11 protein-coding genes are annotated in these 13,190 nt (G+C 72.5%); 9 read left to right on the forward strand and 2 right to left on the reverse strand.

Annotated elements, in window-relative coordinates:
- Window positions 1-92: 92 nt before the first annotated feature.
- Genes ACQSSQ_RS17740 through ACQSSQ_RS17760 form a run of 5 tightly spaced genes read left to right on the forward strand, consistent with a single transcriptional unit; the run spans window position 93 to window position 4,575 of the window.
- Entirely contained in the window at window positions 93-1,211 is a 1,119-nt protein-coding gene (locus tag ACQSSQ_RS17740) for an LLM class flavin-dependent oxidoreductase (protein WP_431328441.1), read from the forward strand.
- 17 nt (window positions 1,212-1,228) lie between these two features.
- Window positions 1,229-2,104: an ABC transporter substrate-binding protein gene (locus ACQSSQ_RS17745; protein ID WP_431328442.1), complete on the forward strand. Its 876-nt coding sequence runs from the start codon at window positions 1,229-1,231 to the stop codon at window positions 2,102-2,104.
- Window positions 2,101-2,949, forward strand: a complete 849-nt coding sequence (locus ACQSSQ_RS17750; RefSeq protein ID WP_431328443.1) for an amino acid ABC transporter permease — start codon at window positions 2,101-2,103, stop codon at window positions 2,947-2,949. Before ACQSSQ_RS17745 ends, ACQSSQ_RS17750 begins: the two co-directional genes overlap by 4 nt.
- Entirely contained in the window at window positions 2,946-3,680 is a 735-nt protein-coding gene (locus ACQSSQ_RS17755) for an amino acid ABC transporter ATP-binding protein (RefSeq protein ID WP_431328444.1), read from the forward strand. The genes ACQSSQ_RS17750 and ACQSSQ_RS17755 overlap by 4 nt, the downstream gene beginning before the upstream one ends.
- A 46-nt stretch (window positions 3,681-3,726) precedes the next feature.
- Window positions 3,727-4,575, forward strand: coding sequence for a helix-turn-helix domain-containing protein (locus ACQSSQ_RS17760; protein WP_431328445.1), 849 nt, complete (start codon window positions 3,727-3,729; stop codon window positions 4,573-4,575).
- Window positions 4,576-4,597: 22 nt separating this feature from the next.
- Here ACQSSQ_RS17760 and ACQSSQ_RS17765 read toward each other — a convergent pair whose 3' ends face one another.
- Window positions 4,598-5,794: an MFS transporter gene (locus ACQSSQ_RS17765; protein ID WP_431328446.1), complete on the reverse strand. Its 1,197-nt coding sequence runs from the start codon at window positions 5,792-5,794 to the stop codon at window positions 4,598-4,600.
- 258 nt (window positions 5,795-6,052) lie between these two features.
- Between ACQSSQ_RS17765 and ACQSSQ_RS17770 the strand changes: the two genes are divergently transcribed.
- Window positions 6,053-7,021 carry a peptidoglycan-binding domain-containing protein gene (locus ACQSSQ_RS17770; RefSeq protein ID WP_431328447.1) on the forward strand — a complete coding sequence of 323 codons (969 nt, stop codon included), beginning with the start codon at window positions 6,053-6,055 and terminating at the stop codon, window positions 7,019-7,021.
- A gap of 6 nt (window positions 7,022-7,027) precedes the next feature.
- On the opposite strand, the gene ACQSSQ_RS17775 is transcribed toward ACQSSQ_RS17770, so the two are convergent.
- Window positions 7,028-9,202 (reverse strand): heparinase II/III domain-containing protein, encoded by a 2,175-nt coding sequence (locus tag ACQSSQ_RS17775; protein ID WP_431328448.1) that lies wholly within the window; start codon window positions 9,200-9,202, stop codon window positions 7,028-7,030.
- 116 nt (window positions 9,203-9,318) lie between these two features.
- On the opposite strand from ACQSSQ_RS17775, the gene ACQSSQ_RS17780 reads away from it, so the two are divergent.
- From ACQSSQ_RS17780 to ACQSSQ_RS17790, 3 genes are all read left to right on the forward strand, one after another.
- Window positions 9,319-10,263: an NAD-dependent epimerase/dehydratase family protein gene (locus ACQSSQ_RS17780; protein ID WP_431328449.1), complete on the forward strand. Its 945-nt coding sequence runs from the start codon at window positions 9,319-9,321 to the stop codon at window positions 10,261-10,263.
- A gap of 28 nt (window positions 10,264-10,291) precedes the next feature.
- Complete coding sequence (locus tag ACQSSQ_RS17785; protein WP_431328450.1) at window positions 10,292-11,464, forward strand: PucR family transcriptional regulator; 1,173 nt, start codon at window positions 10,292-10,294, stop codon at window positions 11,462-11,464.
- Between the two features lie 379 nt (window positions 11,465-11,843).
- Entirely contained in the window at window positions 11,844-13,136 is a 1,293-nt protein-coding gene (locus ACQSSQ_RS17790; protein WP_431328451.1) for an NAD(P)/FAD-dependent oxidoreductase, read from the forward strand.
- The last annotated feature ends 54 nt before the right edge of the window (window positions 13,137-13,190 follow it).

Here is a 13,190-nt window from a genome sequence, read left to right on the forward strand (position 1 = left end):
GTGCCGTTTCAGTCGCCGTGCGCGATATCCGTGTCCCGGGCGGGTCTTCGCGAGAGGGTGACCGTCGTTCTGCGTCGTCGTCGAGGAGTCTCATGAAGGTCCACTGGTTCCTGCCCACGACCGGCGACAGCCGGACCCTCGTCGGAGGCGGTCACAGCGTCCCGACGGAGCTCGCGCGTGCCGGCGGTGCGGCGCACACGGCCGGCCGCTACCGGGAGCCCGACCTCGACTACCTGGTCGACGTCGCGCGGACGGCCGAGCGGCTCGGCTTCGAGTCCGTGCTGACTCCGACGGGTACGCCCTGCGAGGACGCGTGGGTGGTCGCGTCGGCGCTGCTGCGGGAGACCTCGCGCCTGAAGTTCCTCATCGCCGCCCGCCCCGGGCTGATCAGCCCCACGCTCCTCGCGCAGATGGCCTCGACCTTCCAGCGCATCTCCGGCGACCGGCTCGCGATCAACGTCGTCGTCGGCGGAGACCCGTCCGAGCAGCTGCGGTTCGGCGACCACGTCGGCAAGGACGACCGGTACGCCCGTGCCGAGGAGTTCCTCGAGATCTTCCGCGGGGCCTTCACCGACGAGGGGTACGACCGCCAGGGCACCTTCTACGACGTGACCGACGCACGGACGCGCAAGCCCGCGACGGTGCCGCCGATCTACCTCGGCGGGTCGTCGGCCGCGGCGGGCCCGGTGACCGCGCGGCAGGTCGACGTCTACCTGACCTGGGGCGAGCCGCCCGCGCAGGTCGCCGAGAAGATCGCCTGGATCCGCAAGCTCGCCGAGGAGGAGGGGCGCGAGGTCCGGTTCGGCATCCGCCTGCACACCATCACCCGCGACCACAGCGAGGACGCGTGGGAGGTCGCCGACCAGCTGCTCGCCGACCTCGACCCCGCCGACGTCGCGAAGGCGCAGGCGGTGCTGGCCTCGAGCGAGTCCGAGGGGCAGAAGCGCATGCGCGAGCTGCACGGCGGGTACGCGCCGGGGGACGCGCGAAGCCTCGAGATCTACCCGGGCCTCTGGTCGGGGGTCGGTCTGGTCCGCTCCGGTGCCGGCACGGCCCTCGTCGGGAGCCACGTCGAGGTGGCCGACCTGATCGGCGAGTACGCCGAGCTCGGCATCGACGAGTTCGTCCTCTCGGGCTACCCGCACGTCGAGGAGGCCTACTGGTTCGCCGAGGGCGTGATGCCGATCCTTCGGCAGCGCGGCCAGCTGTGAGCCGTACGATTCTTGCCATGAAGCCCGTACGACCCGCCCGTCTCGCCGCTCTCGCGGCCGCCTCGCTCCTCACGCTCGCCGTGGGGTGCGCACCCGCCGAGGACAACGACGACGCCTCCAGCGACTCGACCACCGGCGCGTCTTGCGAGAAGGCCGACCTCCCGCTCAAGAAGGCCGGCACGCTCACCATCGGCACCGACTCGCCGGCGTACGAGCCGTGGTTCGTCGACGACGACCCGAGCAACGGCAAGGGCTTCGAGAGCGCCGTCGCGTACGCGATCGCCGACCAGCTCGGCTTCGCGAAGGACGAGGTGGCGTGGGAGGTCGTGCCGTTCAACACGAGCTACCAGCCCGGCCAGAAGTCGTTCGACTTCGACATCAACCAGATCTCGATCACCGAGGAGCGCGCCCAGGCGGTGACGTTCTCCGAGCCGTACTACAAGGCGGCGCAGGCGGTCGTGACGCTGGAGTCGAGCCCGTACGCGAAGGCCACGAGCTTCGCCGACCTCAAGGACGCGCAGCTCGGCGCGCAGGTCGGGACCACGTCGCTGACCGCGATCGACCAGATCGCCCCGACCAAGCAGGCCCGGGTCTACGACGACACCAACCAGGCCACCAAGGCGCTGGAGGTCGGGCAGATCGACGCCCTCGTGATGGACCTGCCGTCGGCGTTCTACACGACGGCCGCGGTGCTCTCCAAGCCCGGCACGATCGTCGGCCAGTTCCAGCCGGAGACCGGGCAGAGCGAGGAGTTCGGGCTGCTGCTCGAGAAGGGCAGCGAGCTCGTCACGTGCCTCGACGAGGCGATCACCACCCTGCGTGAGGACGGCACGCTCGCCGATCTCGAGAAGGAGTGGCTGTCTCAGACGACGGGCGTCCCCGAGCTGTCGTGAGCACCTCCTGGGAGGTGAGCGAGCGCCAGCTCGAGCGGCTGGCGTTCCGGCGTCGGCAGGACCGGCGCCGGATGACGATCGCGCTCGTGTCGACGACGGTGATCCTCGTCGGCGTCGCGCTGCTGGTGACCTCGGCGCCCGGGTGGGACCGGGTCCGCGAGACGTACTTCGACTGGGAGGACGCCAAGGAGTCGTTCCCGGAGATCGCGAAGGCGTTCGTCACCAACATCAAGGCGTTCCTGATCGCCGAGGTGCTGATCCTGGCGCTCGCGCTCCTCGTCGCCGTCGTCCGCGTCGTCCCGTCGGCGTGGATGGCGCCGCTGAAGGTCGTCGCCACGGTCTACACCGACGTCTTCCGCGGCACCCCGACGCTGCTGATCGTGCTGCTGGTCGGCTTCGGCGTCCCGACGCTCGGCCTGCAGGGCACGACCAACGACCCGTTCTGGCTCGGCATCGTCGCGCTCACGCTCAGCTACGGCGCGTACGTCGCGGAGGTCATCCGCGCCGGCATCCTCTCGGTCCACCCGAGCCAGTGGGCGAGCGGGCGGTCGCTGGGGCTGTCGTACGCGAAGACCCTCCGGTACGTGGTGCTCCCCCAGGCCCTGCGCCGCGTGACGCCGCCGCTGCTCAACGACTTCGTGTCGCTGCAGAAGGACACCGCGCTGCTCTCCGCGATCGGCGTGCTCGAGGCGCTGCGGCAGGCGCAGATCTACTCCAGCCGCGACTTCATCTTCACGCCGATGGTCGTCGCGGCCGTGTTCTTCATCGTGGCGACGATCCCGCTCGCGCGGTTCACCGACTGGTTGTCGCTGCGGGCGGCGCGGCGACAGAGCGGAGCAGCATGAGTGCGTTGCTGGAGGCGCGTGGCGTCCGCAAGACCTACGGCGCCCACGATGTCCTCAAGGGCGTCGACCTCGGCGTCGACACCCATCACGTGGTGTGCCTCATCGGTGCATCGGGGTCCGGCAAGTCGACGCTCCTGCGCTGCCTCAACCTGCTCGAGGTCGTCGACGACGGCGAGGTCTGGTTCGACGGGCGGGAGATCACCGACCCGCGCGTCGACGTCGACGACGTCCGTCGGGACATCGGGATCGTCTTCCAGGCGTACAACCTCTTCCCGCACATGTCGGTCCTGGACAACGTCACGCTCGGCCCGCGCAAGGTCCGCGGCGGTCGGCGCCGCGAGGCCGAGGAGAGGGCGATGGGGCTGCTGACCCGCTTCGGGCTCGCCGACCAGGCGCGTAAGCACCCGGACGCCTTGTCCGGTGGGCAGCAGCAGCGGGTCGCGCTCGTCCGTGCGCTCGCGATGGAGCCGAAGGTCCTGCTGCTCGACGAGATCACGTCCGCGCTCGACCCGCAGCTGGTGGGCGAGGTGCTCGAGGCCGTGCGCGAGCTCAAGGACGCCGGCATGACGATCGTGATGGCGACCCACGAGATGCAGTTCGCCCGCGAGGTGGCTGACGAGGTGCTCTTCCTCGACGACGGCGTCGTCCGCGAGCGTGGGGCGGCCGAGCGGCTGTTCACCGACCCCACGGAACCGCGTACGCGCGAGTTCCTGGCGCGCCACCTGACGTAGCGGCGCGGTCGGGAATGTCTCCCCGCCCGGTGGACTTGACCTCATCATGGTCGCCACGGGGTACGACGCGGAGCCGACGACGCTGGACGAGCTTCTCGGTGCGCTGCACTGGAGCGTGACCGGGTTCGCCCGGGAGGACCTGCGCGGCGGGGAGCCACGGCGCTATCACGGTGACGGGATGCGGTTCCACTACGTCGTCGACGGCGACGTCGTGGTGAGCCGCGACGGCGTCCGCACCGAGCTTCGGCAAGGGGCGTTCCTGCTCCTTCCGCGCGGCGGTGAGGCGCTCGTGCGCGCGACCACGCCGACCACGCTCTACACCGGCGACCTCCGGCTCGAGATCTCCGACGGCGAGCGGCTGGTCCGCCTCATGCCGGACACGGTGCTCGCGTGCTGCTTCCGCGCCGCCGAGCCGGTGATGGAACCGTTGCTGGGGGCGATGGAGGACGAGGTACGCCGTGCGCGTCCCGGGTCGACCTCCCTCACGAGCCGGATCGCCAACCTGGTGATGGTCGCCGCGATCCGCCAGTGGGCCGAGTCCGGCTGCGGAGCGGCGAGCGGGTGGCTCGGGGCGATCCGCGACCCCCACGTCGCGAAGGCGCTGGCCGCCATCCACGCCGACCCCGGCTCGCCGTGGACGGTGGCCTCGCTCGCCCAGATCGCCAGCGCCTCCCGCTCGCAGTTCTCCGAGCAGTTCCGTACGGCGGTCGGCGACACCCCGGTGCGCTACCTGACGGCGGTCCGGATGCGGAAGGCCATGGACCTGCTCCGGTCGGGGTCGCCGTCGACCCACGTCGCGTTCGCCACCGGGTACGGCTCGGAGGCCGCGTTCAGCCGTGCGTTCCGCCGGCACACGGGGCTGTCGCCGCGGGCGTGGCTCCGCCAGCCCTCCTGAGTCCGGCCCTCCCGCCCGACGTTCACACCCGGCGCGCCGATCCCAGCAGCGCACCGCCCAGGACGGCGGCGACCCCGCCGACGACGAGCGCCGTACGGACGTCGAACGCGTCGACGACGAGTCCTCCCACCGCGGCGCCGAGGGCGATCGCGACCTGGAACGTCGCGACGAACAGCCCGCCGATGCTCTCCAGCCGGTCGGGTGCGACCCGGGCGATCCACGTCTGGATGGCGGTCGGGATCGCGCCGAACGCGATGCCCCAGACGACGACCGCGGCGCCCGTGGCGGTGTACGAGGTGCCGGCGAGCGCGAGGGTCACCGTCGCGACGCCGATCAAGGCCGGGGCCGCGACGACGACGAGGCGCAGCCTCCGGTCGGCGAGAAGGCCGCTCGCGAGGTTGCCCACGAAGCTCGCCACCCCGTACGCCGCGAGCAGCACCGCCAGCCCGGTCGCCGTCAGCGCCGGGACCCGGTCGAGGGCCGGCCGCAGGTACGTGAAGCCCGCGAAGTGCCCACCCGCGACCAGCGCGGTCGCGACCATCCCAAGGATGACGATGCGTCGCCGCGCGGTCTCGAGCAGCACCCGCAGGGACCCGCTGACGGCGACCGGGAGACGAGGCAGCGTCACCAGCTGCGCGACGAGGGCGACGACCGCGGTCGCTCCTGCCGCGACGAAGACCCACCGCCAGCCCCACTGCTCACCGAGGAACGCCCCGACCGGGACGGCGAGCACGGTCGCCAGCGAGACCCCCGAGTTGACCACCATCATCGCCCGGCCGAGGTGGTCGGCCGGGACGAGCTGGGCGGTGACCGCGAGAACCATCGCCCAGAACCCGGCGAGCGCGACGCCGAGCAGCAGGCGTGCCAGCAGGACGGTGACGAGTCCGGGACTGACCGCGACGAGGAGGTTCGAGAGGAGCGCGAGCGCGGTGAGCCCGATCATCACCGTGCGCCGGTCCACGCGTGGCAGGAGGAGTGCGAGCGTGGGTGCGGTGATCGCCCCCATCACCGCGGTGGCCGTCACCGTCTGGCCGGCCATGCCCTCCGAGACGCCGAGGTCGGACGCCATCGGCGACAGCAGGCTCGCGGGGAGGAACTCGGCCGTCACCAGCGTGAAGATGCCCAGCGCCAGCGCTCCGACCGCCCACCACGACGCCTCCGGCCCGGGGGTCTGGACGGTCGTCGTCGCCGAGCGGGGCTCTGTCTCTGCCGTGGTCATGGCACTCCTGTCCGAGGGGATCACCGCCATCGTGGGGCGGAACGCCGCCTGGGACTTGACCGATCGTCGGAGGGACGTGACCGATCGTCCGTGTCGGGGTCTCGATACGCGGCTCGCCCAGGGGCTCGCCGCTACTCGACCACCTGTGGTGTTCGAGATGCACCAATTGTCGTAATACGTACCGTGGGGACGGTGCGCCTGGCGTGGGGAAGTCGATGAACCTGTCGATGCGTCGGGCGGGCACCTGGGGGAAGCACCATGTCTCGTACGCATCTCGGGCGTACGGCATCACTGCTGGTGGCGCCGTCCGTCCTCGCTCTGGCCCTGGTCGCACCGGCGTCGGCGAAAGCGCCACCGACCCCGTCCGGGCTGCCCGCGGCGATCGAGGCCCCGGCCTCGTACGTCGGTCCGGTCAGCTGCGCGAAGCCGCAGAAGGGCACCGCCAGGCTCGGCGCGCTGCTCGTCGCGACCTGGCCGGTCACCAGCTGGTCCGCCGCCCGTGACTGCACCACGGCGACCAGCGAGCACCACGACGGGCGGGCCGTCGACTGGATGACCAACGCGCGGACCGCCAACGGCAAGAAGCGCGGGGACAGGCTGTCGGCCTGGCTGCTGCGCACCGACGCCCGCGGCAACGCGTTCGCGAACGCCCGCCGCCTCGGCGTCATGTACATCATCTGGAACAACAAGATCTGGTCGGCCTACCGCGCGGGCGACGGCTGGCGGGTCTACAACGGCTGCACCGCCAAGCGGCGCGCCGGCACGGCGTACGACACCACGTGCCACCGCAACCACGTCCACCTGTCGCTGTCGTGGGCGGGCGCGCGCGGCTACACCTCGTACTGGGACAAGACGGTGGCCGGCACGAACTACGGACCGTGCCGACCGGCCGACCTCAACTGGGCGGAGCGCTACACCGGGCGGCGCGCGATCCCGTGCCCCCGCTACCCGCGGGTCACGGCCGCGCCGGGCTCGTCGACGCTCCACCGGACGCTGGTCGCGTACTCCGGGCTGCGGATCACCTCCGGAACCCGAGGACCCGCCGTACGCGCGGTCCAGCAGGCGTTGCGCATCCCGGCCAGCGGCGTGTGGGACGCACGGTCACGGGCGACGATGCGCTCGTACAAGGGCGCCCGCCGGATGGGATCGAACGCGATCGTCGGGGCGCGGGTCTGGCGTGCGCTGCTCGCGCAGACGGCGCCGCGGCCGCCGGCGCCGATCGCGTGAGCGGGGCTAGCGCTTCTTCTTGACGACCTTGACGGCGCGGGTCACCGACACGGCCGGCTTCCAGCCCTTCGTGCCGCTCTTGGCCCGCACGACCACGCGGTAGCGCTTCGTGCCCTTGGAGGTCATCTTGACCTTGGTCGACACGCGGCCGTTCGTGGCGGTGCGCAGCGTCTTGACGGTCCGCCACTTGCCCTTGCGCCGCTCCTGCAGCACGACCTTCGCACGCTTGGCCGCGAGCCCGAGCGAGGTGACGCGCGCCGTGAAGCGAACCTTCTGACCGACCTTGACCTTGGCCTTCGACCGCGAGAACGCCACCTTGGCGGCGAGGCGAGCGAACGCGTTGACCGACGTCACGAGCGTGGTCGCGCGTCCGTTCACCGCGACGCGCAGCGCCGCCTTGCCGCCGACCGACGTCCGCGCGACGCTCGGGGTGCCGCTGCTGGTGAAGACGGTGACGACGCGTGCCGTCCTGCCGGTCGCCACGCTCACGGGCACCCGGACGACCGAGCCGCGGGTCGCCTTGCCGTACGACTGACCGAGCGTGCCCGCCGTCGTCGTCGCACCGGAGACGCGCGGGGTGCCGCTCGTCAGGAAGCGGGCGCTCCTGGCGGTGCCGGTGGCGTCGGTGCCGGAGAGCGCGACGTAGCGTCCGCTGGTGCGGGCGCTGACGCCGGAGGGCAGCACCCACTGCTGCTGGATCGTGCCCGAGCGCTTCGTCGCGCGGACCAGGTCCTCGACGACCATCGCGTCGATCGCGCGGAGGTAGTAGACGCAGCGCGTGAGCTCGAACCCGCTGCCCGCGAGGTAGCCGGGGTCGTACACGCACGTGCGGTCGGTCCACGCCGACGTCGCCGAGACCTGCACCCTGCCGTAGACCGAGCGGTTGGGGGTCCCCGGGGCGACGAGGGCGCTGTGCGCCGCGCGCTGCACGACGGCCGAGCGCAGGCTGGACCCGTTGTACGCGTACGGGCCGGGGTCGGCGACCCACGAGACGCCGTCGGCGTACATCGTCATCGACGTCGTGTCCGCGTGGCGGTGCGACGGGAGCGCGTAGCGGTCGGCGGTGCGCAGCGAGTAGAACGTCGACGACGTGTCCGTGCCGGCGACCCAGCCGGAGCGGCCGAACGCGTAGCCGCCGGCGTAGCGCCGGTAGAGCGCGCTGGGCTTGCGGCCCGTCTTGCCGGAGGTGCGGACCCACTCGGCCTCCGAGGTCGCGCTGAAGACGCCCGACGGGATCTTCTGGAGGTGCGTGTCGCCGATCGTCTCGAGGTAGCGGTCGGGCCGGCTCGCCTGCGCGTAGAACGAGCCGCGCGCGTTGAGCATGGAGGCGATCTTGCCCGCGGACGACGAGGCGCCGTACAGCGTGAAGACGTTGTAGGCGCGGTGCATGATCGTGCCGAGGTAGAGGCCGTACCCGGGCGCGCCCTCGAGGTCGGAGCCGTCGGCCTGGGCGAGCCTCTGGGCGACGTTCACCGTCTGGTCGCGCAGCTTCACGCGCTGGGCCTCGGTCCCGGCCTGCCGCGCGGCGGCGTACGCCGTGAGCTTGAGGTTCATCATCGTGTTGTTCCCGGACGTGCCGTACGCGAGCGCCTTGGTCAGCTCCACGCGCAGCTGCTTGGCGGCCCACGCCTTGTGCGTGGCCGACGGGTCCAGCCGGTTCATGCAGACGAACGTGCCGATGCGGAAGCCGAGGTACTGGGGGTGGTTCTGCCAGTACGTGCGCTTCTTGACCGGGTTGTCCTTGACCCAGTCGACGACGATGGCGGTGAAGCGCGCGATCATCGCCTGACCCTCGGCGTCCCCGAGCGCCAGCCCCGTCTTGAGCAGCGGCAGCGCCCAGTGCAGCGAGTGCATGTAGCGGTCGCCCGCGAGGTCGAGCCCCGACTGCGGCGCCCACGACGGGTTGGCCGCGAGCCGCATGGTGCCGTACTGGCCCATGTCGACGGTGCCGCCCATGATCGCCCGCGCCCGGTCGACGTCGGCCCGCGTGAGGGAGCCGAGCGTGTGCATGTTCTCGCAGACGCCGTCGTAGCCCGCGGCAGCAGAGGCGGTGCTCGGGGCGGCGACGGTCTGGACGGCCACGACGCCGGTGAGGGCGAGCGCGCCGGCCGCGACGGCGCCGGTGAGGCGGCGGAGCGGGGGGAGGCGTCGGGAAACGGGGGTCTGGCTGGGGGACGACATAGGCCACCCATGGTGTCAGATGTCCGGTTCACGACGAAACACGCGTCACCGACCTGTGACCTTGTCACACCGGGCACGGCGGCGCCGTCGGAGGGGTGACGAGAGAGGAGAGCATCATGCGTGTCTTCGTCGCAGGCGCCACCGGAGCGCTCGGCAGCCACCTCGTTCCCGCGCTGGTGAAGGCCAGTCACGAGGCGGTCGGCACGACCAGGAAGAAGGGGGGCGTCGCGAGGATCGAGGAAGCCGGCGCCACCGGGATCGTCATGGATCCGCTCGACCGCGAGAGCGTACGGTCCGCCGTGGCCGGGGCTCTCCCCGACGTGGTCGTGCACGAGCTGACCGCGCTGTCGGACATGACCGGCAACCCGAAGAGGTTCGACCGCGAGTTCGCGACGACCAACCGGCTGCGGACCGAGGCGACCGACCACCTGCTGGCGGCGGCGCAGGAGGTCGGGGCGCGACGGTTCGTCGCCCAGAGCTACGCCGGATGGCCGACCGAGCGGCGTGGGTCGTGGGTCAAGACGGAGGAGGACCCGCTGGTCGACGACCCCGGCAGGGAGGCCCGCGAGTCGCTGGCGGCGATCCGTCATATCGAGCAGGCCGTGACGACGGCACCCGGCATCGAGGGGCTCGTCCTGCGGTACGGCGCGTTCTACGGACCCGGCAACGGGCTCGCGCGGGGCGGCGCGATGGCCGAGATGGTGCGGCGAGGCCGGATGCCGGTCGTCGGCGGCGGCTCCGGCGTGTGGTCGTTCCTCCACATCGACGACGCGGCATCGGCGACGGTCGCGGCCGTCGAGCACGGCGCCCCCGGCGTCTACGCCGTCGTCGACGACGATCCGGCGCCCGTCTCGGAGTGGTTGCCGTACCTCGCCGAGCAGCTCGGGGGGCGCAGACCGCTGCGGCTGCCCGCCTGGGTGGCCCGGCCGCTCATCGGTGAGTTCGGCATCGCCATGATGACCACGGTCCGCGGCGCGTCCAACGCGAAGGCGAAGCGCGAGCTCGGGTGGGCACCTGCGTACGCGAGCTGGCGGGAGGGCTTCCGTACGGGCCTCGGCTGAGCGGCTCGAGACCCCGTACATTGCCCGCATGGACCTCCGTGACGACGACCTGACCTCGCTGGCGAACTCGCTGGCCGAGCTCGTCGGCGCCCCGATCACGATCGAGGACCCGCAGGCAAGCGTCCTGGCCTACTCCCAGAGCCTGGACGCCGACCGTTCGCAGGCCGTCGACGACGCGCGGATCACGACGATCCTCGGCCGGCAGGTACCGCCCCACTACCGGGCGCTGCTCGACGAGGCCGGCGTCTACCGCCAGATCGCCCGCTCCCACGACGTCGTCACCGTCGACCTCCCGGGGTCCGGCATGACGCAGCGGGCCATCGTGGCCGTGCGGGACGAGACGGGGACGCTGCTCGGCTCGGTGTGGGCCGCCGTGCCCGCGGGGCTGACCGAGCTCCAGCGCCGCGCGCTGCTCGAGGGTGCGCCGGTGGTCGCCCGGGGTCTCGTCCGGCAGCGCGAGCGGGCGGACTCCAGCCGTCGGCGGACGGTCGAGGTCGTCGAGGCGCTCCTGCGCGGGGGTGACGACGCCGTCCGCGCGGCGGAGCAGGCGGGGCTGCGGCCGCCGTGCACCGCGGTGGTCCTCGCCTCGGACCGCGCGGACGTCGCGGTGCCCGCACCGCGCGCCGGCGCGTTCGTCCTCCACCTCGCCGCCGTGGCCCCGAGCGCGGCGGCGGCGCAGGTCGACGACGTCGTGTACGCGGTGGTCTCCGGGGACGAGACGAGCGCGGCGCGCCTGGCGCGCGACTTCCTCGCCCGCGCGCACGGCCCGCTCGTCGTCGGAGTCGGGCGGACGGTCGATACCCCGGCGGCGATCGACGTCTCGGCCCGCGACGCGGACGGGGTCGTCCGCATCCTGCGCCGCCGCCGTCGTACGGGAGTGGTCGAGACCGTCCGGAGCACGCTCGCCGACGTGGTGGCGCTGCGCGCTGCCGAGGCCCTGGCGGGGTACGAGGACTTCAGCCCCCTCACGGCGCTCGAGCGCTTCGACGCCGAGCACCACGCGGAGCTGCTCCCGAGCGCGCGCGCCTACCTCGCGCACGGCGGCGACGTCGGTGAGGCCGCGGCGTCGCTGCACGTCCACCCGAACACGCTGCGCAACCGCCTGCGCCGCGCCTCCCAGGCGGTCGGCGTCGACGTCGACGACCCGGACACCCGACTCCTCCTCGCGCTGCACGTCAAGCTGCGCGACCTCGACGCCTGACCGCGCTCCGCGCCGGCCCGCGCCCCCGCACGGCCCGCCCGCAGCGTGCCCGCGCGCCCGCGCCGTGCCCGCGCACCCGCACCGTGCCCGCCGCACCGTGCCCGCGCCCCGCACGGAGGACTTGCAATTGCGACCACCTACTGGTCACAACCGCAAGTCTTCTCTGCGCGTCTTCCGCCGAATGCACCGTGGACTTGCAGTTGCGACCCCCTGCGGGTCAGAACAGCAAGTCTTCGGTGCGGGTGGTGCGGGTGGTGCGGGTGGTGCGGGTGGTGCGGGTGGATCGCGCCCGCACGGTGTGCGATCCCACACCGGACCCGCGTCGATCGTGGCCGAACGCACACCCCGCGCGGCGTCGTACCCGCCGAGCATGGTGACCATGAGCACATCGGGCAGCGCTGCGAGCGCGTCGAGCACCCCTCAGCACGTCGTCGTCGCCGGAGCCGGCATGGTCGGACTCTCGACGGCATGGTTCCTCCAGGAGCGTGGCGTCCGGGTCACGGTGGTCGACCGCACCGGCGTCGCCGCCGGCTCCTCGTGGGGCAACGCGGGCTGGGTCTCGCCGGCGCTGACCCTCCCGCTGGCCGAGCCTGCCGTCCTCAAGTACGGCCTCAAGGCCATGCTCAGCCCGGCCTCACCGGTCTACGTCCCGCTGACGACCGACCCGAAGCTGCTGCGCTTCCTCGTCGGCTTCGCCCGGCACTGCACGCCGAAGAAGTGGCGTTCGGCGATGGCGGTCTTCACCGAGCTCAACCGCGACGCCCTCGGCGCGTACGACGTCCTCGGCGACGGCGGCACGGCCGGGCACGGCGTCCTCGAGCCGATCCAGGACGCCGACCCGTTCCTCGCCGGCTTCGCCTCCGTCGAGGACCGCAAGACGCTGGTCGACGAGCTCGCCCACGTGGTCGCGTCCGGCGGCTCGGTCGACTACGACCTGCTGAGCGCCGACGAGATCCGTTCCCTCGAGCCGACGCTCGGTGACGGGGTCCGGGCAGGTGTCCGCATGCTCGGGCAGCGCTACGTGAACCCGCCCGCGTACGTCGCCTCGCTGGCCGAGTCGGTCGTCGCCCGCGGCGGCGAGCTGCGCGGCGGCTTCGAGGTCACCGACGTCGTCGATCTCGGCGCTCGCGGTGTCGAGGTGCTGGCGGCCACCGGTGAGCGGCTGCGCGCCGACGCCGTCGTCCTCGCGACCGGCACGTGGCTCGGCGACCTCGCCCGGTCGTACGGCGTGAAGCGTGTGGTGCAGGCGGGCCGCGGCTACAGCTTCACCGTCGTCCCGGAGCAGATGCCGAAGAACCCGATCTACTTCCCGGTCCAGCGCGTCGCCTGCACGCCTCTCGGCGACCGGCTCCGCGTCGCGGGAACGATGGAGTTCCGCCACCCCGACGCTCCCCTGGAGCCCCGCCGGATCGACGCGATCGTGGCGTCGGCGCGCCCGATGTTCACCGGCGTCGACTGGGACGCGCGCCAGGAGGAGTGGGTCGGCTCGCGCCCGTGCACGACCGACGGCCTGCCGCTCGTGGGAGCCACGCGCTCGCCGCGGGTCCACGTCGCGGGCGGCCACGGCATGTGGGGCATCGCGCTCGGACCCCTCACCGGCCGGATGGTCGCCGACGGTCTGACGGGGCACGCCGTGCCGTCGTACGCGCGTCGTCTCGATCCCCTGCGCTGACACTCGATCCCCTGCGCTGACAAAGGGGACGAATCGCCACGGGGCACCCTGGGC

The sequence above is a fragment of the Mumia spirodelae genome (genome assembly GCF_050632745.1).
In the GTDB taxonomy this organism is placed as follows: Bacteria; Actinomycetota; Actinomycetes; order Propionibacteriales; family Nocardioidaceae; genus Mumia.